The organism is Dorea sp., from assembly GCF_977044405.1.
In genome coordinates this window covers 1-23,374 of the sequence record NZ_CDRRQK010000002.1, presented here as the reverse complement: position 1 = coordinate 23,374, position 23,374 = coordinate 1, and the positions used below count along the sequence as shown (strand labels likewise).

Below are 23,374 nucleotides of genomic sequence, written 5' to 3'. Positions count from 1 at the left end.
ACAGCCATTGGCAGTTGCCTGGAATGTGACGATTTAAAAAAGTAATAAATAAAGATAACATTTCGCGGTTACGATAGAATTGCGAGTATGATATTTCCGCATGATATACGGAAAATATTATACTCGTAATTTTTTTGAATAAATATGCAAGATGGTATTGACAACACATGTATCATTGTATACAATTATACATGTTGAGTTTAGTACTTTACTATAGAAAACTATTTAGAAAGCAGGCGATGAAATGGAAAACAGGAAAGTATACCTGAATGAACATACAAACTTATTGCAACTCGAAGAGCATATGTATCCATTGGTGGATGTACAGACACCGAATGTATTCCGGAATCTGTTCCATTATGACGAGATTCCAAAGATCGCATTCAATGACAGAATCGTTCCACATTGTATGCCGGATGAGATATGGATTACAGATACGACATTCAGAGATGGACAGCAGTCCCGTGCTCCATATAGTACAGATCAGATTGTAACGTTATATGACTATTTCCATCGTCTGGGTGGTCCGAAAGGAAAAGTAAGACAGTGTGAGTTCTTCCTTTACAGCAAAAAGGACAGAGATGCCGTATACAAATGTATGGAAAGAGATTACAAATTCCCAGAGGTAACAAGCTGGATCCGTGCAAGTAAAAAAGATTTCGAACTGGTAAAAGAAATCGGTATGAAAGAAACCGGTATTTTAGTAAGCTGTTCGGACTACCACATTTTCTATAAATTAAAGATGACCAGACGTGAGGCAATGGAACATTATCTGTCTGTTGTCAGAGAATGTCTGGAGACAGGCATCAGCCCAAGATGCCATCTGGAAGACATCACCCGTTCGGATATCTACGGATTTGTAATTCCGTTCTGTCTGGAACTTATGAAGCTGATGGATGAATATAAGATCCCGGTTAAGATCCGTGTCTGTGATACCATGGGATATGGAGTTAACTATCCGGGAGCTGTGATCCCAAGATCTATTCCGGGTATTATCTATGGACTTCGTGTTCATGCAGGTGTTCCAAGTGAACTGATCGAGTTCCATGGACATAATGATTTTTACAAAGCGGTCAGCAATTCTTCGACAGCATGGCTGTACGGGGCTTGCGGAGTAAACTGTTCGTTATTTGGAATCGGAGAACGAACAGGAAATACACCACTTGAAGCAATGGTATTTGAATATGCACAGCTTCGTGGAACATTAGATGGGATGGATACGACTGTTATTACAGAAATGGCAGATTATTACGAAAAGGAAATCGGATATAAAATTCCGTCCAGAACACCATTTGTCGGAAGAAACTTCAATGTGACAAGAGCAGGAATACATGCAGATGGTCTTCTTAAAAATGAAGAAATCTACAATGTATTTGATACCGGAAAATTCCTGAACCGTCCACCGCTTGTGGCAATTTCCAACACATCAGGGCTTGCAGGTATTGCACATTGGATCAATACTTACTTTAAGCTTCCGGATGATAAGAAGGTAGATAAGAATTCAGAGCTTGTAGGAGCAGTAAAAGAATGGGTTGATGAACAGTATGAAGAAGGACGTGTAACAGTTCTGACAGATGAAGAGCTGATTAAGGTCATTGATGAAAACTGTAAGAGAATTGGGATAGATTTGATTTAACAGAGGTGCTATAAATGGAAGAATATCAGGACAGATCCCTGAGGGGAAGAGTGTTTAGACGATTAAGGGAAGATATTCTGAATGGAGTATACAAAAATCATGAGGAATTGCGTGAAGTAACGATCGGCGAAGAACTTGGGGTAAGTAGAACTCCGGTCAGAGAAGCGTTAAGGCAATTAGAACTGGAAGGGCTGGTTACAATTATTCCGAATAAGGGAGCATATGTAACAGCGATAACCAGAAAAGATGTAAAAGACATTTATAAAATACGTTCACAGCTGGAAGGATTATGTGCGAACTGGGCGACGAAGTATATTACAGATGCCCAGGTCGAAGAACTCGAAGAGGTTATACTTTTGTCAGAATTTCATTTACATAAAAAAGGCGCAAATCAGATTGAACAGATGTCAGAAATGGATGGAAAATTTCATAAGATCCTGTACGAAGCATCCAACAGCAGAATACTGGAACATGTATTGACAGATTTTCACAAATACGTACAGCTGGCAAGAACCATGTCGATTGAAGCGCCGGAGCGTGCAGAAAAATCCATCGAGGAACACAGAGGGATTCTGGAAGCAATAAAAGCAAAAGATGCAAAGAAAGCAGAACAGCTGGCAAATGAACATATTTGGCATGTAATGGAAAATTTACATTTGGAAGAATAAGCGTCAGAAGCAGACGGATAGTCTGGTGAGTAATTGGAGAATATTACAGAATTGTATAGATTAGGAAGGAGACTTTACCATGGCAAAAATTAAGATGACAACACCGATTGTAGAGATGGACGGAGATGAGATGACAAGAATCCTCTGGAAGATGATCAAAGAGGATCTTCTGGAGCCATATATTGAACTGAATACCGAATATTATGATCTGGGTCTGGAATACAGAAATGAGACAAACGATCAGGTAACCATTGATGCAGCAAATGCAACAAAGAAGTATAAAGTAGCAGTAAAATGTGCAACCATCACTCCAAATGCCGCACGTATGACAGAATATGATCTGAAAGAAATGTGGAAGAGTCCGAATGGAACAATCCGTGCGATTCTTGATGGAACAGTATTCCGCGCACCGATTGTTGTAAAAGGGATTGAACCATGCGTAAAGAACTGGAAAAAGCCAATTACGATCGCAAGACATGCATATGGAGATGTATATAAAAATACAGAGATGAAAATTCCTGGACCAGGAAAAGTGGAGCTTGTATATACAGCAGAAGATGGAACTGAGACAAGAGAGCTGGTTCATAACTATGCAGGACCGGGAGTTGCGCAGGGAATGCACAACTTATGTGGATCCATTGAAAGTTTTGCAAGAAGCTGCTTTAACTATGCGTTAGATACAAAACAGGATCTGTGGTTTGCAACAAAGGATACCATTTCTAAAAAATACGATCATACATTTAAAGATATTTTCCAGGAAATCTTTGACAAAGACTATGCAGATAAGTTTAAAGAAGCCGGAATTACATATTTCTATACATTGATCGATGATGCGGTTGCACGTGTTATGAAATCAGAAGGTGGATATATCTGGGCATGTAAGAATTATGACGGAGATGTTATGAGTGATATGGTATCTTCTGCATTTGGTTCACTTGCCATGATGACATCAGTTCTGGTATCACCGGATGGAAATTATGAATATGAAGCAGCACATGGAACGGTACAGAGACATTATTACAAGCACCTGAAAGGGGAAGAGACATCTACAAACTCTGTAGCAACGATCTTTGCATGGACTGGAGCACTCAGAAAACGTGGAGAGCTGGATGGAAATGAAGAATTAATGGCGTTTGCCGATAAGCTTGAAAAAGCAACGATTGATACGATCGAAGAAGGAAAGATGACAAAAGACCTGGCACTGATCACTACACTCGAAAATCCAACAGTACTTAACAGTGAGGGATTCATTAAAGCAATCGCAGAAAAACTGGAAACTCTTTAAAAATTAAAAAATAAGATATTTAGGCATACAAAAAAGGAGTATTGCTCGATAACTGAAAACAGTTATTTTGCAACACTCCCTTTTTGTTAAAAAGTGTGTAAGAGAACTTAAAGGTTACCGCCACAGCTATAAGAAACTACAACAGATAAAGGATTAGAAAAATTAAACTTCTTCTGCAAGTTCTTCCCATTTTTCGTATAATTCTTCCAGTTCTTCCGCAATGGCAGCTTTTTCTTTTGCAAGTTCCTGACATTTTACAGAATTGGTAAAGATTTCTTCCTGTACCATCAGAGAATCAATTTCTCCATCACGTTCTTCCAGTTCGCCAATACGTTCTTCTGTCTTTTTCAGTTCGTTTTGGCGTTTCCTGAGTTTTGCCTGGGCTTCTTTTTGTTCCTGCCAGCTGAGCTTGGATTCAGAGACAGATCTTTCAGAAGTACTGTCCGGATCCGGTGAAGCAGAAGTGCCGGCATAGGCTGTGGTAAGTTCTTCTTTTTTCTCCAGATAATAGTCATAATTGCCAATGTAGTTGACAAATGTATGATTGACAAGATCCAGAATACGGGTTGCAGTCTGGTTGATAAAATAACGGTCATGTGAAACGTAAAGTACTGTGCCGGTATAATCATTCAGCGCATTTTCCAGAATTTCTTTTGATGCAATATCCAGGTGGTTGGTCGGCTCATCGAGGATCAGGAAATTCGCCTCTGAAAGCATCAGCTTTGCAAGAGAAACACGTCCTCGTTCCCCACCGCTCAAAGAGCTGATCTGTTTGAATACATCGTCTCCTGTGAAAAGGAAGGCAGCAAGTACATTGCGGATCTCTGTATTGGTAAGTGCCGGGTAATCATCAGAGATTTCATCAAAAATGGTCTTTTCCATATGAAGTACATGATGTTCCTGGTCGTAGTAACCGATTTTTACATTGGAGCCAAGGGTGTAAGTTCCGGAGTCGGCTGCAATGACATGGTTCAATATTTTTAAGAGCGTGGTTTTACCGGTTCCGTTATCACCGATCACAGCCACATGCTCGCCACGTTTGATCTCCAGATTAATATCTGTAAATAATTCCTGCCCCGGAAATGATTTGCATAAGTGCTCGATGGTTAAGACGTCGTTACCGCTGACGCAGGAAGGTTCAAGTTTCAGATGGATGTCGGTATTGACTTCCACCGGTTTTTCGATGGTCTGCATCTTTTCAAGCATTTTTTCACGACTTTCTGCCCGCTTGATTGATTTTTCGCGGTTGAAAGAACGCAGCTTTTCGATGACAGCTTCCTGATGCTTGATTTCTTGCTGCTGATTCAGGTATTCTTTCAGACGGATATCACGGAGCTGCTGCTTCTTGGCAGCATAATCGCTGTAATTTCCCATGTAAGTACGAAGAGTGCCAAGCTCGATTTCCAGAACTTTTGTCACAACTTTGTTTAGAAAATAACGGTCATGTGAGACGATAAGTACGGCTCCCTGATAGTTTAAAAGATAGGTTTCCAGCCATGCGATGGAGTTCAGATCCAGGTGGTTGGTCGGCTCATCCAGAAGCAGAATATCCGGTTTCGTGAGCAGAAGTTTGCCAAGGGAAACACGGGTTTTCTGACCTCCGGAAAGAGTATCTACGGGTTTTGTAAAATCAGTTTCTGTAAAACCAAGCCCCTTTAAAACACCGGTGATCTCGCTTTCATATGCATAACCATTTTCGCGCTCGAAAGCCGCAGTAAGGCGGTTATAAGTTTCTAACCGGTCATTTAAGGCTTCGCCGGATAGGTGCTTTAATTCCATCTCGATCTCGCGGATACGCCGTTCCATCGCGATAATATCGGATTTTGCGGTCTTTACTTCTTCGTAAATGGTGTTCCCACTCTGCATTTCCTGATGCTGGGCCAGGTAGCCTAAGGTCTTCCCCTTTGTGAGGATGACATTCCCTCCGTCCGGTGCAAGTTCACCGACGATCATCTTAAGAAGGGTCGATTTTCCCGCTCCGTTCGGTCCGACGAGAGCGGCTTTTTCATGATCCTCTATATGAAAAGATCCATCATTCACAATGAGATGTTCCCCAAAGGATTTCTGGATCCCGTGACATGCTAATATCATAAATTTCCTCCTAAATATGGATACATTATTCTGTCTGTATTCCTAAAATGCATTTGCATATGCTACTTTATTATAACGGAAATTGTATAAAATTCAACAATAGTTTGACAATAATCTTTCAATTTTATATAATTATCCTAGACTAAGATTGGAAGGGTGAATATATTGGAAGAAAGAGAGATTTCTCGTGCTGTCATCAGAAGACTGCCGAGGTATTACAGATATTTGGGTGAACTGTTGGAAAATGGTGTAGAACGTATCTCTTCGAATGATCTGAGCAAGCGCATGAAAGTAACAGCATCTCAGATCCGTCAGGATCTTAATAACTTCGGAGGATTCGGACAACAGGGATATGGTTATAATGTAAAGTATTTATATACGGAGATTGGAAAGATATTAGGTTTGGAAGAAGATCATAATATTATTATTATCGGTGCCGGAAATCTTGGGCAGGCACTGGCAAATTATGCAGCTTTTGAAAACCGTGGTTTTATCCTGAGAGGGATTTTTGATGTCAATCCAAGACTTCAGGGCGTATCGATCCGTGGTGTGCCGATCCGTATGATGGATGATCTGAAGACATTTGTACAGAACAATGATATAGATATTGCTGTTCTTACAATTCCGAAGGAAAAAGCAATTGAAGTAGCAAACATGCTGGTGGAAAACGGTGTGCGGGCTATCTGGAATTTTGCACATACAGATCTGAACCTTCCAGATAATGTTGTGGTTGAAAATGTGCATTTATCAGAGAGTCTGATGCAGCTGTCTTATAACATCAGCCGCTACAAAGAAGATCATAAATAAAAACATAAAAATGACGTGTAAGAGTAATCTGTAAGGCGGATATACTTTTACACGTCCTTTTGTCAACTTGTGTTCTACAGAAGCCGCCAGTGGCGGCTTCTGTAGATTACCAAAGTACCTTTATCAAAATTATCAGGATTCAGGTTGCGTAAATATGTCAGTTGGGAGATGATGATATGCAGTATTTGGTAAATGCAGCGCAGATGAAATCTGCAGATCAATATACCATTCAGAAGTTAGGTGTTCCGTCACTGGAATTAATGGAACGTGCCGCAGACGGATGTATACAGATAATGGAACAGGAAAAAATGGATTTTTCGGATGTCTGTGTCGTATGTGGAACGGGAAACAACGGAGGGGACGGATTCGCAATTGCGAGAATGTTATTAGAAAAAGATTATAAAGTACAGGCATTTCTGGTAGGAGATGCGGAGCATTGCACGAAAGAAACGAAAGAACAGATCAGGAAACTGGAGGCATGCGGCGGAAAAGTCAGATACTGTATACCGGAAGACGGACATTACAGTCTGGTGATTGATGCGGTATTCGGTGTCGGTCTCAGCCGTGATGTGGACGGAATTTACAGACAGGTAATAGAATGGATGAATGCACAGGATGCAGTAAGGTTTGCAGTAGATATCCCTTCCGGATTATCTGCAACAACAGGATGTGTGCTTGGATGTGCATTTGAGGCGGATTATACGGTCACATTTCAGTTCAAAAAGCTTGGACTGGAACTGGCACAGGGAAGAAAATATGCCGGAAAAACGGTTGTCTGGGATATCGGGATCTCTGCGCAGCCGCTGATGGATGATACGGATATAGTAAAAAGTGATGAAAAAGAAGATTACAGAAAGCTCCTTCCAAAAAGAGAAGAAGATTCTAACAAAGGAAGTTATGGAAAACTACTGATAATTGCAGGAAGTAAGGGCATGGCAGGAGCCGCATATCTGAATGCGCATGCTGCATATATGGCAGGAGCCGGACTTGTGAGAATATATACTGCAAAAGACAACAGGGCGATTCTTCAGACACTTCTTCCGGAAGCAATCATTACGACATATGAAGATTTTGAACAGGTAGAAGTAATCCGGTTACTGGAGTGGGCAGATGCAGTCTGTGTCGGATCAGGACTTGGACAAAGTAAAACGGCAGAAAGAATATTAAAAACAGTGATTGATTATGTAAGAGTTCCATGTCTGATTGATGCAGATGGGCTGAATCTTCTGGCAGATAATAAGAATTATTTAAGACATATAGAAGGAAGAAGATTTGTGATCACACCACATATGAAGGAAATGTCAAGAGTAACAGGAGATTCTGTAGAAAATCTGAAAAAAGACAGAGTGGAGTTCTTAAAACAATTTGCGGAGACACTTCGTATTGTATGTGTGTTAAAAGATTCCAGAACGCTGATCGCAGGAGAAGAAAGAGGAATCCGGTTAAATCAGACAGGTAACTGTGCTATGGCAAAAGCAGGATCCGGTGATGTGCTTGCAGGTATCATTGCGGGATTTATGGCACAGGGAAAAGAGCTGGAAGAAGCAGCTTCTCTTGGTACTTATGTACATGGATTGTCCGGTGACCTTGCAAAAATTGAAAAAGGCGTATATAGTGTAATGGCGAGAGATCTGATAGAATATATCAGTAAAGCATTAATGGAACTGGAGGAATAATAACAGTGAAACAATATACAAGAGTTTTAGCCAGAGTCGATTTGGATGCGGTTGAATATAATATAGAGATGATGAAGAAGAATATCGAGGAAGGTACCCAGATCATGGCCGTTATTAAGATGGATGGTTATGGACACGGTGCTGTACAGATCGCAAGACTTCTGGAAGCAAAAGATTATATCTGGGGTTATGCGGTTGCGACACTGGATGAGGCTATTTTGTTAAAAGATGCGTGCCTGAAAAAGCCGGTACTGGTGCTGGGGTGCATTTTCCCGGATCAGTGGGAAGTTATGTTGCGTAATGAAGTCCGTATGACACTTTACAGCTATGAGATGGCAAAAGAAGTATCAGAACTTGCGGCAGCGATGGATTGTAAAGTCTATGCACATATCAAACTGGATACGGGAATGTCAAGACTTGGATTTCAGATTACAAAAGAAAATGCAGATGTGATCGCAAAGATCAGTAAGCTTCCGAATATTGTTATGGAAGGAATGTTTACACATTTTTCAAAAGCAGATGAAGGAGATAAGACATTTACCAATGAACAGCTCGAAAAATATCTCTGGATGAAAGAAGAACTGAAAAAGAGAAATGTTACATTTTCATATTATCACTGTTCAAACAGTGCGGGTATCATTGACGTAAAGGATGCCAATATGGATATTGTCCGTGCGGGAATCACAACGTATGGTATGTATCCGTCGGATGAAGTGGAAAAAGAAAATGTTCCACTGAAACCTGCAATGGAGCTGATCAGTCATGTAGCGCATGTAAAATGGCTGACAGAAGGAAAGCAGGTAAGCTATGGTGGAACTTATGTAACGACAAAGCCGACAAAAGTTGCAACGATTCCTGTTGGATATGGAGACGGATATCCAAGAAGTCTGTCTAATAAAGGATATGTACTGATCCACGGACAGAAGGCACCGATTATCGGACGTGTGTGTATGGATCAGTTCATGGTAGATGTTACTGCAATTGAAGATGTGGAATTTGGAGATAAAGTTACGATTTTCGGACGAAATGGAAAAGAATATCTTCCGGTGGATACACTGGCAGAATTATCGGGCAGATTCAATTATGAATTTGTATGTGTGCTGAATAAGAGAATTCCAAGAGAATACATCCGCCATGGTGAAGTGGTAGAGCAGGTAGACAGCTTTTAGGCTGTCATATTAAAAGCATGGAAAACTAAAGCTTTGCAGAATACTTTCGAGAAAAGATGGGAATACTGTCCATATCTTGAGAATCGGAGTGTGAAGCAAAGTGCAGGTGAAACGTGGAGACATATATTATGCAGATTTAAGTCCTGTTGTAGGGTCAGAACAGGGAGGAATCCGTCCTGTTCTTATTATACAGAATGATGTTGGTAACAGACATAGTCCGACTGTGATCTGTGCAGCAATTACTTCACGTATGAACAAAGCAAAATTACCGACGCATGTAGAGATTGATGCAAGAAGGTATCAGATTGTAAAAAATTCAGTGATATTACTGGAACAGGTCCGGACGATCGACAAACAAAGACTCCGGGATCTGGTATGTCATCTGGATAAAGAGATAATGAACAAAGTTGATGAGGCGATTCGGATCAGTTTCGAGCTTCATACATAGAAGAAGGAGTTTAAGGATAATTAATTATGGAAGAGGGAAGTTTGTTCCACCGGATGAAACAGATATTTCATGAAGATGAAATGGACGAAGAGATGCAAAAAGAAGCAGCAGGGCTGATTCGCAATATTTTCCGTTATATGGATAAAGATGCAAAGGATATTATGACACATCGGAAGAATATTGTTGCAATCGATGGAGAGCAGCCGCTGGAAGATGCGCTTAAGTTTATGTTAGATGAAAGGTTTTCGAGATTCCCGGTATATCATGAAGATATTGATGAGATTATCGGGATCATACATCTGAGAGATGCAATGAGCGGTTATCTGGATGAAGCAAAGCGGAACCGTCCGATGAAAGAACTGAAAGATTATATCAGACCTGTTACATACATACCGGAAACAAAAAGTATTGATACGTTGTTTAAAGAAATGCAGTCTGCAAAAAACCATATGGTAATTGTTCTGGATGAATATGGGCAGACTTCTGGTCTTGTTGCCATGGAAGATATCCTGGAAGAGATCGTTGGAAATATCCTGGATGAATATGACGAAGAAGATGAGATGATCCAGAAGCAGAATGACGGAAGCGTGATCGCAAATGGTATGACAGAATTGGAAGACCTTGAAGATTTGATTCCTGTTACATTTGAAAAGGAAGATTATGAGACGTTGAACGGATTTCTGATTGATGAACTTGAGCACATTCCGGGTGAGGATGAAAGATGTGTTGTAGATTATGAAGGATATCGTTTTACAGTTTTACAGATAGATAATAATATAATTCAGACAGTTAAGATTGAAAAACTACCTGAAGCGTGATAAAATAGAAAAAGTGTGTAATAATACAATAAAAGATAAACAAATAGATGAAGTGAGGTAAAAGACATGTCAGGACATTCAAAATTTGCCAATATTAAGCATAAGAAAGAAAAAAATGATGCTGCAAAGGGAAAAATCTTTACAAAGATCGGTAAAGAGATTGCGGTAGCAGTAAAAGAAGGCGGAAGTACAGATCCGGCTAATAACAGCAGACTGAGAGACGTTATTGCAAAAGCAAAATCTAACAATATGCCAAATGATACGATTGAAAGAAATATCAAACGTGCATCCGGAGATATGAGTGCTGCAAATTATGAGCATATTACATATGAAGGATATGGACCAAATGGTACAGCAATTATCGTAGAGACACTTACAGATAACAAAAACCGTACAGCTTCTAATGTTAAGAATGCATTTACAAAAGGAAATGGTAATGTAGGAACACCTGGATGCGTATCTTTTATGTTCGATAAAAAAGGTCAGATCGTAATCGACAAAGAAGAATACGAAGGTGATGCAGATGAATTGATGATGCAGGTACTGGACGCAGGTGCAGAAGACTTTGTTGAAGAAGAAGACAGTTTTGAAGTACTGACAGATCCAGATGACTTCAGTGCAGTACGTCTTGCTATGGAAGAAGCTGGAATCCCTATGGCATCAGCAGAGGTAACAATGATTCCACAGACATATGTAGAACTGACAGATGCAAAAGATATTGCAAACATTCAGAAGACTCTGGATATGCTTGATGATGATGATGATGTTCAGGATGTATATCATAACTGGGACGAATAAGAGATAAAAGTATCAGGAGGTTTACACATGATGCAGGAAGAGATGAAAGATGGTATCTGCAGGTTTTTTGACGAAGCACTGGAAAAAGTCGGGGCTTTTCGAAAAAAAACATATGAAGAAGCATTTCATAATCTTTATCATACATATGAAGAGCTGCTTGGGTCTCTGCTGTCATATTGTGATGAACCGACTGATGAAAGCGGATGGAATGATATCGTTTCCGTGATCCCGGATTATGCGCAGGAGAAGTTAAGTGAAATTTCAAAGCGTGAGCAGAAAAAGACAGCCATGGATATGAATCTTATCATGGCGGTATATGTAATCCCGATGATCACATATACGCGTTCCCAGACAGGTGACAGGCTGGCGGAAGCGATTATAAACCTCTGGAACGAAAGAAATGTAACAGGACTGACATTGTCAAAGTCTTCTTACGATAAAATTGCGCAGGGATTTCATAAGGGACTGTGTTATATTACAACTGCAGTGTGTATAGATCAGAATAAACCGGACGATTGCCCGGAACTTACAGAACTTCGGAGATACCGTGATGATTATCTGATGCAGTCAGAAGATGGCCGGGCGCTGGTGGAAGCATATTATGATGTGGCACCGGCAATTGTATGTGCGATTGATATGCAAAAAGATGCATCGGATATCTATCAGAATCTATACCATGATTATCTGGTGCCATGTGTAACACTTGCGAAAAACAGAAAAAATGAAGCATGCAGGATGCTATACCAGAATATGGTACAGCAATTAGAGCGGGAATACTTATAACCCGAAGATTTATCGTATGCTGTCGTATAAAAAGATACGGACATCTCCATACTAAGAAAGTATGGAGGTGTTTTTTTATGAAAGAAGAAATGGAAGAAGTAAAAGAAACAGGAAGTGCGAATCTGCAAAATGGAGATAAGAAGCACTGCATTAAGCTGCTTACAATTATCGGAGAAGTAGAAGGGCATGAGAACGTATCTGGGAATACAAAAGCAACCAAATACGAACATCTGCTGCCAATTCTGGCAGAAATAGAAGACAGCGAAGAGATAGATGGACTACTGATCCTGCTTAATACTATGGGAGGAGATGTGGAGGCCGGATTGTCGATTGCGGAGATGATTGCGTCCTTAAGTAAGCCAACGGTTTCACTGGTGCTGGGAGGCAGTCATTCGATCGGAGGACCGCTTGCGGTATCGGCAGATTATTCTTTTATTGTGCCAAGCGGGACCATGGTGATTCATCCTGTACGTTCAAATGGAATGTTTATCGGTGTGCAGAAAAGTCTGGATAATATGATCCGCACGCAGGACCGGATTACCGGCTTTCTTGCAGGACATTCCAGGATATCAAAAGAGAGAATAGAAGAACTAATGCTAAATCCTACAGAGCTTGTAAAGGATGTAGGAAGTCTTCTGGAAGGAGAGGAAGCAGTAAAAGAGGGGCTAATCGATGAAGTTGGTGGATTAAGTAATGCGTTGAATAAATTGCACGAAATGATAGATGAGAGAAATGAAAAAAAGAACGAAAATGTGTAATGACATAAATTTCCCTAAATGCTATAATAATAGTATTGCCATAATAAGGGGGAAGTTATATGGCTGCAAAGTCTACCAAGAAAAAAACGAGTGGTAAATCCACAGGAAAAACAAGAAAAAACAGGACGACAAAAACGTCACAAAATAGAAAAACAACGGCCAGAAAATCGAAAGCTGCATCCAGACAGGTGGCTGCGAATAGTTTTATACATGATGAGATTATTATCTGGGCGACATTGGCGGTCAGCATTATTATATTGATCAGCAATTTTGGAGTTGCAGGTTTTATAGGGGAGGCAATATCTGAAATTTTGCAAAGTGTATTTGGTGCGATTGCGTATGTGATCCCGTTCCTTTTATTTGGAATGGTATCGTTTCTCATTTCAAACAGAGGAAATAAAAATGCACATACCAAGATTATATTTGGCATTGTATTAGTGTTGATTATAGAGACTTTATTTGAACTGATTGATTATATGGGCGGAAAGATAGGAGCTTTTTTTGTGAGTATTCTGACTCCTGCAATCGGAGTAGCCGGAACTTATGTAGTCAGTATCATTTTGATGATCATTTGCATTGTGCTGATTACAGAAAAATCGGCGTTAAAAGGTGTGAAGGCAGGAAGCGGAAAAGCTTATATCCGGGCAAAAGAAGATGCGAAAAGGCGTAAACAGCTGTCGGAAGAACGACGGCGTGAACGTGAGATACAAAGGGCACAAAGAGAAGCGCAACAAGAGAAAGCTGCTTCTCAGAAAGAAATGGATGATAATACGGCAAAGAGACGTGAAAAATACGTAGAAGGTGTATCGTTTGATACATCCATTGCCAAAAAGTCACCGGAGGTAAGAGAACTGCCAATCGATCCGAAACGGGCAAAAGGACCGGAAAAACCGGAATTCATCATACACCGTGCAGAACCGGTGCCGGATGAAATGCAAGAAGAGATGTACAGAGATATGCCGGATAAACAACCGGTGGAAAAAGAGATGGATGTATCAGAATCTGCGCAGATGCCGGAAGAACCAGATGTTGTGGCAGAAGAAAAACCGGCAAAACGCAAAAATCCTAAGATGGGTGCAGCCGGCATGGCCAGTGAAGTGGCAAGTGTGGAAGCTACCGTTGCTGCCGATCAGGCAAAACCGAAGAAAGCATACCAGTATCCGCCGATTTCACTTTTGAAAAAAGGAAAACGCGGCGGCGGGGAGTCAGATGCGCATTTACGGGAAACAGCAATGAAATTACAGCAGACGCTTGAAAACTTTGGTGTAAACGTAACGATTACAAATGTAAGCTGTGGACCGTCCGTCACCAGATATGAACTTCAACCAGAGATGGGAGTGAAGGTAAGCAAGATTGTCGGACTTGCCGATGATATTAAATTAAATCTTGCGGCGGCAGATATCCGTATCGAAGCACCGATACCTGGAAAGGCAGCGGTTGGAATAGAAGTTCCGAATAAAGAAAACAGTGCAGTTATGTTGAGAGACCTTCTGGAATCTCCGGAATTCCAGAATAGTACATCGAAGATATCGTTTGCAGTTGGAAAAGACATCGGAGGAAAAACGGTAGTTACGGATATCGCGAAGATGCCGCATGTGTTAATTGCAGGTGCAACGGGATCCGGAAAATCAGTATGTATCAATACTTTGATTATGAGTATTTTGTATAAAGCAGCACCAGATGAAGTAAAACTGATTATGATCGATCCAAAAGTTGTGGAATTAAGTGTATATAACGGAATCCCACATCTTTTGATCCCTGTCGTTACAGATCCGAAAAAGGCAGCAGGTGCACTGAACTGGGCGGTTGCCGAAATGAGCAGACGTTACCAGGCATTTGCAAAATACAACGTAAGAGATATGAAGGGCTACAATGAAAAGATTAAAAGTATGGGAGTACAGACAGAGGATGGCGAAAAACTAGAACCAATGCCTCAGATTATCATCATTGTAGACGAGCTTGCAGATCTGATGATGGTTGCGCCGGGAGATGTAGAAGAGGCAATCTGCCGTCTTGCCCAGCTTGCTAGAGCAGCGGGAATCCATCTGGTAATTGCAACACAGAGGCCTTCTGTTAATGTAATTACGGGACTGATTAAGGCAAATATGCCATCGAGAATTGCATTTTCCGTATCGTCCGGTGTTGATTCACGGACGATCATCGATATGAATGGTGCGGAAAAACTGCTCGGTAAAGGAGATATGTTATTCTATCCTTCCGGATATCAGAAACCTGCAAGAGTACAGGGATCATTTGTGACAGATAAAGAAGTACAGCAGGTAGTAGAGTATCTGCGGGAGAATAATGGCGATGTTACATACAGTCAGGAAATAGAGAATCATGTAAATACAGCTCCTACAGGCGGATCAGTTATGGGCGGTTCGTCAGGAGAGGATGAAAATGATGCATATTTTGCAGATGCAGGACGATTGATCATCGAAAAAGAGAAGGCATCGATCGGAATGCTTCAGCGGGCATTTAAGATTGGATTTAACAGAGCGGCCAGAATTATGGATCAACTATGTGAGGCGGGGGCAGTCGGACCGGAAGAGGGAACAAAACCGCGAAAGGTTCTGATGTCGTCGGAAGAGTTTGAACAATATTTAAAAGAAAAAAATCATAAGAAATAGAAAATCACAGTAGGAGGATGGCATAAGATGAGATGTAGGTATTGTGGATACAGGATACCTGAAGGAAAGTTGTATTGTGAAAATTGCGGACGTGAAGTCCGGATTGTTCCAGACTACAATCCATTGGATGATATGCTTACAGCAGAGATAAAAGGAGAAATTAACGGGGAAGCGGACGGATATGGACGGAGGCAGTATGCATCCGGTAACAGAAACCGCAGACCGATGTCAGACAGTGAAAGAAGAAGGAGAAAACGTGAATTAGCAAGAAAAAAAGCACGACGCAGAGAAAGAAGAAGAAACTTTCTTCTGCTTGCCCTGTCCCTTTTACTGATTATTGCAGGAGTAGGGGCCTTTGCATATATGACATCGTATATAGGAGCCATCAATAAGGGAAATAAAGCATTGTCCCGGAATGATTATACAACGGCAAAAGAAAGTTTTAATAAAGCATTGTCAAAGGATAATAAGCGTCCGGAAGCATATACTGGTCTGTCGAAAGTATACCAGGCGCAGGACAATACCGATAAAGCTGAGCAGATGTTTGAGCAGGCATTGAAAAAGCAGCCGCAGAATGTTGAATTGTACCGCGCATGTATAGAATTTTATATGCGTGCAGATCTGAAAGATAATATACCGACTCTTCTGGATGAAGCTGACTCCAGTGTATCAGGAGAATTAAGTGAGTATATTGTCAAGAAACCAACGTTCAGCCTGAACGACAGTGAGACGTATGATGATGTACAGCAGCTGACACTGACAGCAGAAAGCGGTTATAAGATTTATTACACAAAAAACAAGAAAAAACCAACAACCAGAAGTCATAAATATAAAGAGCCTATACAGATTGAAGAAGGCGATACTACCATTTATGCAATTGCAGTCAATAAGCAGGGAGTTCCAAGCCTTCCTGTAAAAAAATCATATACCGTAGAGCTTCCAATTGAGGATGCGCCGGCTGTATCACCTTCTACCGGCCAGTATAATTCGGCTCAGGAGATTGTAATTAAAGTACCGGATGGATATGAGGCGTATTATACAACAGACAAATCCGATCCGACAACAGACTCTACAAAATATACAGGACCGATTGAGATGCCGGCCGGAGAGACATTATTTAAAGCGGTTCTGGTCAATGCAAAGGGAAGAGTCAGTGGGGTTACAACTAGAAATTATGTGTTGAATAGTGATTGATTTTCGAGCCGATATATATAATGCATATGGATTTTATGTCTGTAGTACTGTAGAACGTATGGTACTTGAACGGGCTGGAGAATTATAAACAGATAAAGTCAGGTTGATTATATTTAATCTTCCTGACTTTTCTACATATAATTGGGTATTCGAAGTGCAGAGATAGATGCATTATATGATTGGGAAGAGAATCAGGCTATTCCAGATGCAGGAAATGCAGTTGTAACACATTTTTAAACGAAAACGTTTCATTGCAGCAAAAGAGCTCTCTGTGGAATACGCAGGGAGCCTTTTGCATATTTTTATTTATTTGTGCTATCAGCATCGATGACAGACTGAATCTGTTTCATCAGAGTATCATAATTGTCTTGATTATCAATCCCGCCGAGCATCGGATCACCTACAATATTACCATTTCTATCGACCAGTATTGTTGTAGGAAATGCCATGATATCGGATGCGTATTTCCCTGCATCTGAAGAAGAGTCAATGGAAAGATTACGATATTTAGCACCCTGGCTCTTGAGAAGAGTCTTTGCTTCTTTTATGGCAGTTTTATTTCCATCGAAGGTTTCTGTATTGATACCTACGACTTCGCCGCCCATTGATTTGATTGCATCGTTTAATTCGTTAAGCTTAGATAACTCGGCAACACAAGGCTTGCAGCCGGTGAACCAGAAATTGATGACAGTTACTGCGTTTTTGGAAAACAGACTTTCATCAACAGAATTCCCATCATAATCCTGACCAGAGAAATTCTTGAAAGGAGATGCGTCGTTGGAACTGTTTTTCTGATCAGTGTTATCAGATCCTGTATTTTTCTTTTCAATCTCGGCTATCTGTTCCTCGATTTTTCGGATAGTTTCAATATCAGCGGTAAGCGCTTTCAGTTCGTCATCTGTAAAAGAGTCTTTGTTTGATTCAACAGTGTCAGCCAGATAATCTGCATAGTTTCCATTTGGATCTGCAGCACTTTTGCTCATCATGCCAAATGCTTTGTTCCATACATCTTCGTGATCTGCGAAGATCTGATTCTCCTGCTGATATAAATTATCTAGTTTAGAGTTGGAATCATCCTTAGATACGGAACTGGATTCAGTTTTTGTATCCTGCGATTTTTCTGTGCTTGCAGATTCTTTTCCGCTACATGCTGTAAACAATAATGCTATGCAAAGTGTTAAAATAAATAGAAATGTTCTTTTTGTTTTCATAAAAAATGCTCCTTTGAATAATAGTAATAAAATTAATAGTTACCGATTGGTTTATGGTTGGTTGCTGTTGTTCTTTTTCTGACATGTTTTGCCTAGAAACTGATATTGGATTGCATCTTTTGGACAAGCTTTGATACAAGCTCCGCACCGTATACATTCTGGATGATTCGGAGTCTTGCATACGTCAATATCCATTTTACATACCTTTGAACATTGGCTGCATCCGATACATTGGCTGCTTTCAATCTTAATATTGAGAAAGCTGATCTTATTAAATAATGAGTAGATTGCACCAAGAGGACAGATCCATTTACAGAAGGGTCTGTAAAACAAAATACTCAATACAACAACTGTAATCAAAATAAGGCATTTAAAAGAAAAAAGTGTTCCAAGTGCAGACCTTATAGCGGTATTTCCAAGTGACAATGGTATGGCTCCTTCCAAAACACCTTGTGGGCAAATGTATTTACAGAAGAACGGATCCCCCATTCCTACAGAGTTCGTTACAAACATTGGCAGAAGGATAACGAAAATAATAAGGATCATATATTTTAGGTATCTTAGCGGCTTCAGCCGGGCTGTGGAAAATTTTTTTCCAGGGATTTTATGAAGTAAATCCTGAAACCAGCCAAACGGACATAAAAAACCACAGATAAATCTTCCGAGTGTCATACCGAGTAGAATGAAAAAACCGGTTATGTAATATGAAAATTTAAATCTGGAGGATCCGATAACCGCCTGAAAAGCTCCGATGGGGCAGGCGCCTGTTGCAGCAGGACAGGAATAGCAGTTTAATCCTGGCACACATACTGTTTTAATCTTGCCCTGATATATTTTGCCTTTAAGTAAATTGGGAATATGGATATTGGTAAGTAATGTGGCAATTGCCTGTATCCATCCCCGTATTCTGGCAACTTTTTTTGATAGTAATTTCGTTTTTTTATCCAATTCCAACACACTCCAGACATAATTTTATTGCTTTGCCAAGAACGGCAGCAGCTTCACCTCGGATCACACCATAGCCAATCATGGCTGTACCTGTGATGAATATTACAAATTGAAATATTTTTTTGCACTTCAAGATTTTGTTACTCCTTTCGTTGGTTATATTTGTTGACCAGCTGACTTCGGTATTATACAATAGTTAGTGTAAAATTTTCGTTAAGAAGCGGGTGGAATGATTTTGAGATTACTAATAGTTGAAGATGAAAAACAAATATGTGATGCAGTTGCGAAAAGTCTGTATGATGCCGGGTACGAGGTGGATACCTGTTATGATGGGGAAGAGGCATTGGAATATATCCTGACGGAAAATTATGATTTGATTGTTCTGGATCTGAATCTGCCCGGCATGGATGGGATGGAAATCCTAAAAGAACTCAGACAGAGCAATGAGGAGACAAAGGTTCTTATATTATCGGCAAGAGGGCAGATTGCAGATAAAGTCGAAGGGTTGGATGCTGGTGCGAATGATTATATGGAAAAGCCGTTTCATCTACAGGAACTTGAGGCTCGTATCAGAAGTCTGACAAGAAGGAAATTTGTACAAAAGGATGTATGTTTGGAAAGCGGCGATATCATGTTCGACACGATAAAACGTGAGGCATATGCAAAGGAAACAAAGATTTCCCTGACAAGAAAAGAAAAAGGAATTTTGGAATATTTGCTTCTTAACCTGGGAAGACCGGTAAGTCAGGAGGAATTGATGGAGCATGTCTGGGATGCATCTGTGGATAGCTTCAGTGGAGCCATCCGGGTGCATATGTCTTCGCTAAGGAGAAAGCTTAAGGCAGTGCTTGGATATGATGCAATTATGAATAAGGTGGGAGAAGGATATAAAATACGAGAGGAGTCTGATTGATGAAAAAAATATCACTGCAGTGGAGACTTACTTGTATAACTACATTGTGTATTGCGATTATATGTGGGTGCCTGACAATGTTTGTCTATAAAAATGGTGTGTATTATATGGATTCCCTGCAAAAGGCTGTTGACGCTCAGGGAGATGACAGCGGAGGTGGTTCGGAAGAAATATACATCACCATACCAGAGGATAAGTGGGATGAGTTCTCGAATGATTTTTCTGTTCAAGTGTACAATAATAAAGAAGACTACAAAAGAAACAGTCTGATAATTTCGGCTTTATTGGCTCTCCTTGGTGGAGTGGCCGCATATTTTATAAGTGGACATGCGCTTAAACCAATTCGTGAGTTTTCTGATAAAATTGAAGAAGTGCAGGCTCAAAATCTGGCAGATTCAGGAATAGAAGAAAGTAAGATTAAAGAACTGAATCAGCTTAGTGTTTCGTATAACAAGATGCTTGAACGCCTCTCGGATGCATTTGAGATACAGAGACAATTTACTGCGAATGCAGCACATGAGCTTCGAACTCCATTATCGTTAATGCAGGTACAGCTTGACCTGTATCATTCCACTCAGCATCCGGGCAGTGATGCAGACACCGTACAGATGATAAAGATGTTGACGGAACAAAATGACAGGCTTGGCAAGATGGTAAAAACACTTCTTGACATGAGTGAACTTCAGACTGTAGGACGGGATGAAAAAATTATCCTTAATGATCTCGTTGACGAGGTATTGGAAGACTTGGAACCTCTTGCACAGGAAAAGAATATAAAACTTATTGGAAAATATAAGAATATAACGATGATTGGAAGTGATATCCTTATTTACAGGCTGGTATATAATCTTGTTGAGAATGCTATAAAATACAATCATTTAGACGGTCAGGTTACAGTAAATGCATACAAAAAACAAAAACATATTTACCTGTCAGTAGAGGATACCGGAAGCGGAATTCCGAAAGAACTCAGGGAACGTGTATTTGAACCATTCTTTCGCGTGGATAAATCCAGAAGCCGAGAGCTTGGTGGTGTAGGACTTGGACTTGCTCTGGTTCATGAGATCGTGAGAGTGCACGATGGCAGTATCAGCATTAACTCAAACCCCGCAGGTGGAACAATCTTTGAGGTGATTTTTGACCAGAAATCAATGGAATAGTTATTCAAAAAAGGTTGCAAATCTGGATTTTTGTTGCAAAAGTGTTGTAGATGTCTTCAAAAAATATTTGAAACAACAGTTAGAATCAAATTCAATAAAATGACATGAGAGTAAAATCTTGTGTCTTTTTTATATTTAACTATAAGTATATGAGCCATATGAACTAAAAAAGAAAATATACAATTGATACAATTAGGAAATAAAATTAGAAGTCTTTTACACCAGAAAATAGATTTACAAGAAAAATAATCTGTTATTGAACCGAAAAATTGGGGTGAATTGGATTATTATCATATAATAGTATATAAAGATTGAAAAAGGACATAATTATGGTATAATTAAACCATAAAAGGAGGTGCTGATTATGCCACAAATAATTCCTATAAAAGAATTGAAAAATACTTCTGAAATTTCTGAGATGTGTCATAGGACAGAGGAACCTATCTATATTACAAAAAATGGATATGGAGATATGGTTATCATGAGTATGGAGAATTATGAATCGACAATGAAACAGCTTGCAATGTATCGCGATATTGAAATATCTGAAAGGCAGATCGAAACAGGGCAGGTAAAAGATGCAAGAAAGGCACTGGGTGAAATGAGGGCAAAGTATGGTTTATAAATTAAATGTTACAGATCATGCAGACGAATTACTTGATAATCTTGTGTATCATTTGATTTACCGCCTGAAAAACAAAGAAGCTGCAAAACATTTGTTAGATAGTGTCGAAAGTATTTATGACCGATTGGTGGAGAATCCATACCAATTTCCGAAAAGTCGGGATATGTATTTGGCAAAAAAAGGATATTATGAGGCGGTTATTTCACAAATGAATTATATCGTGATATTTGATGTAAGAAAAGATATTGTAAATATAGTTGGTATTTTTCATCAATTAGAGAATTATCTAAGCAAATTGTAATATAAGAAAATGATGTATTATATTAAAGAGCAATTGACATAAATTTGTATGAAGTTTATTGTAATAATAACAACAGGCAACTTGAGTGTCTGTTAAGCGAAGAAGTAAGGTGTTGTGCCAGAGGATAATGCCTTGCGAGTTTTATAATGGTTTGGCATTTACCACAATCTGGCTAGAGAATGCAGACTCTCAAAAGAAAATACCAGAGGCTCTGTTTTATACAGGGGCTTTCTTTTTGACTAAATTGCATGAAAGCAATTCGTGAGGACTTGCCCAGTAGGAAAAGAGAGAAACTGATCATAATCTTTGATAAAAAAGTCAGGTTGATTATATTTAATCTTCCTGACTTTTCTACATACATATAATTAGGTATTACTATAGCTCATTTAAAACGTACTCTCGTGGCAGATTCCTCTTCGCACCGATAATATAAAGAATTGCCGGCATATAACAGGAGAAAAAGATAACAACCTGCATAAGAAGCGGAAGCTTATAATTAAAATGTCCTACAGACGCTCCAGCATTAAAAATCATATAAAGAGTAACTACGATATCGAAGATAACTGCAGTTATCAACAAAATCTTCCCATTATTCACGAGCTGTGCAGATTTTTCGGTTGCGCCACAATTGCGTTCGGCAATATTTCCAAATAATAAAAAAGCCCCAAAGAATATCAGACCGATTATTGCAACAAATAGAAGAATTACCCCTTCCAATCCCAGTTCCGAAGGAATCACAATCGTCAAAAATAAGGAAATTAAGAAAACCAAAGAAAGAAGCGCCGTTCCAATAAGTCCCGTTAGCTGATAATAAATCCCAGCACCTTTTAATAGACGACGTCCACCTGGAGTTTTTCTGCCGCCAATAGAGCAGAGCAGTTCATCACAAAATTCCGTTGGAGTCATATCTAAAATTTCTTCAAAATCCTCCCTGCGTTTTTCGGCTTCAAGAGCCATTCCAGTAAATAGTTCCTTCTTTTATATCTTTAAATCCATACCCCAGAAGAGTCGTAACAATTTCATAACCATAAGATGTACTTTTTGATAGTATTTTTAACAAAAGTTGGTAAGAATTCTCCTTCCTCTACAGGTGGGAGATGAATTGCAGAAAAAAGAACACTTGTTCTGTACCGCGAAGTATGGTATACTTTAATCAGTCGAAAGAATAGAAAGGACTGATTATATGGATAAAATGGATCATAATGCACATTCAGTATATTTGATATATTATCATCTGATCATGGTTGTAAAATACCGAAGAAAAGTAATAGATGATCCGATTTCGGAACGTGCAAAAGAGATCTGGGAACGTATTGCACCTGATTATGGAATCACACTGGAAGAATGGAATCATTCTGGAGTCAAAGTTTCTGCCTGTTGACAGCGGGTGGGGCACCGATTGATGTTATCCGTAATTATATCGAGACGCAGGGAGAGAAAAAAAGATGAATATAG

The 23,374-nt window shown here is 39.7% G+C and carries 22 protein-coding genes and 1 pseudogene; 18 read left to right on the top strand and 5 right to left on the bottom strand.

Annotated elements, in window-relative coordinates:
• Nucleotides 1-244 precede the first annotated feature (244 nt).
• The 3 genes from ACWJAF_RS01110 (at nucleotide 245) to ACWJAF_RS01100 (ending at nucleotide 3,589) form a co-directional block, all read left to right on the top strand.
• Complete coding sequence (locus tag ACWJAF_RS01110; protein WP_296093241.1) at nucleotides 245-1,636, top strand: 2-isopropylmalate synthase; 1,392 nt, start codon at nucleotides 245-247, stop codon at nucleotides 1,634-1,636.
• A gap of 14 nt (nucleotides 1,637-1,650) precedes the next feature.
• Nucleotides 1,651-2,304, top strand: a complete 654-nt coding sequence (locus ACWJAF_RS01105) for a GntR family transcriptional regulator (protein ID WP_448861653.1) — start codon at nucleotides 1,651-1,653, stop codon at nucleotides 2,302-2,304.
• 79 nt (nucleotides 2,305-2,383) lie between these two features.
• Nucleotides 2,384-3,589, top strand: a complete 1,206-nt coding sequence (locus ACWJAF_RS01100) for an NADP-dependent isocitrate dehydrogenase (RefSeq protein ID WP_296093239.1) — start codon at nucleotides 2,384-2,386, stop codon at nucleotides 3,587-3,589.
• A 162-nt stretch (nucleotides 3,590-3,751) separates the two neighbouring features.
• On the opposite strand, the gene ACWJAF_RS01095 is transcribed toward ACWJAF_RS01100, so the two are convergent.
• Complete coding sequence (locus ACWJAF_RS01095) at nucleotides 3,752-5,680, bottom strand: ABC-F family ATP-binding cassette domain-containing protein (RefSeq protein ID WP_448861651.1); 1,929 nt, start codon at nucleotides 5,678-5,680, stop codon at nucleotides 3,752-3,754.
• A 165-nt stretch (nucleotides 5,681-5,845) separates the two neighbouring features.
• Here ACWJAF_RS01095 and ACWJAF_RS01090 point away from each other — a divergent pair, with 165 nt between their 5' ends.
• The 10 genes from ACWJAF_RS01090 (at nucleotide 5,846) to ACWJAF_RS01045 (ending at nucleotide 16,761) form a co-directional block, all read left to right on the top strand.
• Entirely contained in the window at nucleotides 5,846-6,487 is a 642-nt protein-coding gene (locus tag ACWJAF_RS01090) for a redox-sensing transcriptional repressor Rex (RefSeq protein WP_296093234.1), read from the top strand.
• 176 nt (nucleotides 6,488-6,663) lie between these two features.
• Nucleotides 6,664-8,163: an NAD(P)H-hydrate dehydratase gene (locus ACWJAF_RS01085; RefSeq protein ID WP_448861649.1), complete on the top strand. Its 1,500-nt coding sequence runs from the start codon at nucleotides 6,664-6,666 to the stop codon at nucleotides 8,161-8,163.
• Between the two features lie 5 nt (nucleotides 8,164-8,168).
• Nucleotides 8,169-9,332: an alanine racemase gene (gene alr, locus ACWJAF_RS01080; protein ID WP_448861647.1), complete on the top strand. Its 1,164-nt coding sequence runs from the start codon at nucleotides 8,169-8,171 to the stop codon at nucleotides 9,330-9,332.
• Between the two features lie 100 nt (nucleotides 9,333-9,432).
• Nucleotides 9,433-9,780 carry a type II toxin-antitoxin system PemK/MazF family toxin gene (locus ACWJAF_RS01075; protein ID WP_448861645.1) on the top strand — a complete coding sequence of 116 codons (348 nt, stop codon included), beginning with the start codon at nucleotides 9,433-9,435 and terminating at the stop codon, nucleotides 9,778-9,780.
• Between the two features lie 26 nt (nucleotides 9,781-9,806).
• Complete coding sequence (locus ACWJAF_RS01070) at nucleotides 9,807-10,598, top strand: hemolysin family protein (RefSeq protein ID WP_296032640.1); 792 nt, start codon at nucleotides 9,807-9,809, stop codon at nucleotides 10,596-10,598.
• Nucleotides 10,599-10,664: 66 nt separating this feature from the next.
• Entirely contained in the window at nucleotides 10,665-11,396 is a 732-nt protein-coding gene (locus ACWJAF_RS01065) for a YebC/PmpR family DNA-binding transcriptional regulator (protein WP_296032642.1), read from the top strand.
• Nucleotides 11,397-11,423: 27 nt separating this feature from the next.
• The gene (locus tag ACWJAF_RS01060; protein WP_448861642.1) at nucleotides 11,424-12,179 is read left to right on the top strand and encodes a CFI-box-CTERM domain-containing protein; all 756 of its coding nucleotides are present in this window, start codon (nucleotides 11,424-11,426) and stop codon (nucleotides 12,177-12,179) included.
• A 77-nt stretch (nucleotides 12,180-12,256) separates the two neighbouring features.
• The gene (locus ACWJAF_RS01055) at nucleotides 12,257-12,937 is read left to right on the top strand and encodes a ClpP family protease (RefSeq protein WP_296093222.1); all 681 of its coding nucleotides are present in this window, start codon (nucleotides 12,257-12,259) and stop codon (nucleotides 12,935-12,937) included.
• Nucleotides 12,938-12,996: 59 nt separating this feature from the next.
• Entirely contained in the window at nucleotides 12,997-15,567 is a 2,571-nt protein-coding gene (locus tag ACWJAF_RS01050) for a DNA translocase FtsK 4TM domain-containing protein (RefSeq protein ID WP_448861640.1), read from the top strand.
• Nucleotides 15,568-15,594: 27 nt separating this feature from the next.
• Nucleotides 15,595-16,761: a chitobiase/beta-hexosaminidase C-terminal domain-containing protein gene (locus ACWJAF_RS01045; RefSeq protein ID WP_448861638.1), complete on the top strand. Its 1,167-nt coding sequence runs from the start codon at nucleotides 15,595-15,597 to the stop codon at nucleotides 16,759-16,761.
• A 302-nt stretch (nucleotides 16,762-17,063) separates the two neighbouring features.
• Here the strand turns inward: ACWJAF_RS01045 and ACWJAF_RS01040 are convergent, their stop codons facing one another.
• From ACWJAF_RS01040 to ACWJAF_RS01030, 3 genes are read right to left on the bottom strand one after another with little or no spacing between them, the layout of a single operon-like run.
• Nucleotides 17,064-17,972 (bottom strand): TlpA disulfide reductase family protein, encoded by a 909-nt coding sequence (locus ACWJAF_RS01040; RefSeq protein WP_448861636.1) that lies wholly within the window; start codon nucleotides 17,970-17,972, stop codon nucleotides 17,064-17,066.
• A gap of 51 nt (nucleotides 17,973-18,023) precedes the next feature.
• Nucleotides 18,024-18,920, bottom strand: coding sequence for a 4Fe-4S binding protein (locus ACWJAF_RS01035; protein WP_448861634.1), 897 nt, complete (start codon nucleotides 18,918-18,920; stop codon nucleotides 18,024-18,026).
• Entirely contained in the window at nucleotides 18,913-19,023 is a 111-nt protein-coding gene (locus ACWJAF_RS01030) for a CD1871A family CXXC motif-containing protein (RefSeq protein WP_330645939.1), read from the bottom strand. Before ACWJAF_RS01030 ends, ACWJAF_RS01035 begins: the two co-directional genes overlap by 8 nt.
• Nucleotides 19,024-19,149: 126 nt before the next feature.
• On the opposite strand from ACWJAF_RS01030, the gene ACWJAF_RS01025 reads away from it, so the two are divergent.
• From ACWJAF_RS01025 to ACWJAF_RS01010, 4 genes are all read left to right on the top strand, one after another.
• Nucleotides 19,150-19,833: a response regulator transcription factor gene (locus tag ACWJAF_RS01025; protein ID WP_006426539.1), complete on the top strand. Its 684-nt coding sequence runs from the start codon at nucleotides 19,150-19,152 to the stop codon at nucleotides 19,831-19,833.
• Nucleotides 19,833-20,993, top strand: coding sequence for a HAMP domain-containing sensor histidine kinase (locus tag ACWJAF_RS01020; RefSeq protein ID WP_448861631.1), 1,161 nt, complete (start codon nucleotides 19,833-19,835; stop codon nucleotides 20,991-20,993). The genes ACWJAF_RS01025 and ACWJAF_RS01020 overlap by 1 nt, the downstream gene beginning before the upstream one ends.
• Before the next feature lie 364 nt (nucleotides 20,994-21,357).
• Nucleotides 21,358-21,618, top strand: coding sequence for a type II toxin-antitoxin system Phd/YefM family antitoxin (locus ACWJAF_RS01015; RefSeq protein WP_006426651.1), 261 nt, complete (start codon nucleotides 21,358-21,360; stop codon nucleotides 21,616-21,618).
• A complete protein-coding gene (locus ACWJAF_RS01010) occupies nucleotides 21,608-21,919 on the top strand; it encodes a type II toxin-antitoxin system RelE/ParE family toxin (protein WP_448861629.1) in 312 nt (103 codons plus the stop codon). The genes ACWJAF_RS01015 and ACWJAF_RS01010 overlap by 11 nt, the downstream gene beginning before the upstream one ends.
• A gap of 375 nt (nucleotides 21,920-22,294) precedes the next feature.
• Here the strand turns inward: ACWJAF_RS01010 and ACWJAF_RS01005 are convergent, their stop codons facing one another.
• Complete coding sequence (locus ACWJAF_RS01005; RefSeq protein ID WP_448861627.1) at nucleotides 22,295-22,876, bottom strand: hypothetical protein; 582 nt, start codon at nucleotides 22,874-22,876, stop codon at nucleotides 22,295-22,297.
• A gap of 226 nt (nucleotides 22,877-23,102) precedes the next feature.
• On the opposite strand from ACWJAF_RS01005, the pseudogene ACWJAF_RS01000 reads away from it, so the two are divergent.
• A pseudogene (locus ACWJAF_RS01000) lies at nucleotides 23,103-23,368 on the top strand (transposase).
• Nucleotides 23,369-23,374: the final 6 nt, after the last annotated feature.

Coding starts and splice junctions, on each gene's coding strand:
- ACWJAF_RS01110 (WP_296093241.1), top strand. CDS start 245: ATGGAAAACAGGAAAGTATACCTGAATGAACATACAAACTTATTGCAA.
- ACWJAF_RS01105 (WP_448861653.1), top strand. CDS start 1,651: ATGGAAGAATATCAGGACAGATCCCTGAGGGGAAGAGTGTTTAGACGA.
- ACWJAF_RS01100 (WP_296093239.1), top strand. CDS start 2,384: ATGGCAAAAATTAAGATGACAACACCGATTGTAGAGATGGACGGAGAT.
- ACWJAF_RS01095 (WP_448861651.1), bottom strand. CDS start 5,680: ATGATATTAGCATGTCACGGGATCCAGAAATCCTTTGGGGAACATCTC.
- ACWJAF_RS01085 (WP_448861649.1), top strand. CDS start 6,664: ATGCAGTATTTGGTAAATGCAGCGCAGATGAAATCTGCAGATCAATAT.
- ACWJAF_RS01070 (WP_296032640.1), top strand. CDS start 9,807: ATGGAAGAGGGAAGTTTGTTCCACCGGATGAAACAGATATTTCATGAA.
- ACWJAF_RS01065 (WP_296032642.1), top strand. CDS start 10,665: ATGTCAGGACATTCAAAATTTGCCAATATTAAGCATAAGAAAGAAAAA.
- ACWJAF_RS01060 (WP_448861642.1), top strand. CDS start 11,424: ATGATGCAGGAAGAGATGAAAGATGGTATCTGCAGGTTTTTTGACGAA.
- ACWJAF_RS01055 (WP_296093222.1), top strand. CDS start 12,257: ATGAAAGAAGAAATGGAAGAAGTAAAAGAAACAGGAAGTGCGAATCTG.
- ACWJAF_RS01050 (WP_448861640.1), top strand. CDS start 12,997: ATGGCTGCAAAGTCTACCAAGAAAAAAACGAGTGGTAAATCCACAGGA.
- ACWJAF_RS01045 (WP_448861638.1), top strand. CDS start 15,595: ATGAGATGTAGGTATTGTGGATACAGGATACCTGAAGGAAAGTTGTAT.
- ACWJAF_RS01040 (WP_448861636.1), bottom strand. CDS start 17,972: ATGAAAACAAAAAGAACATTTCTATTTATTTTAACACTTTGCATAGCA.
- ACWJAF_RS01025 (WP_006426539.1), top strand. CDS start 19,150: ATGATTTTGAGATTACTAATAGTTGAAGATGAAAAACAAATATGTGAT.
- ACWJAF_RS01020 (WP_448861631.1), top strand. CDS start 19,833: ATGAAAAAAATATCACTGCAGTGGAGACTTACTTGTATAACTACATTG.
- ACWJAF_RS01015 (WP_006426651.1), top strand. CDS start 21,358: ATGCCACAAATAATTCCTATAAAAGAATTGAAAAATACTTCTGAAATT.
- ACWJAF_RS01010 (WP_448861629.1), top strand. CDS start 21,608: ATGGTTTATAAATTAAATGTTACAGATCATGCAGACGAATTACTTGAT.
- ACWJAF_RS01005 (WP_448861627.1), bottom strand. CDS start 22,876: ATGGCTCTTGAAGCCGAAAAACGCAGGGAGGATTTTGAAGAAATTTTA.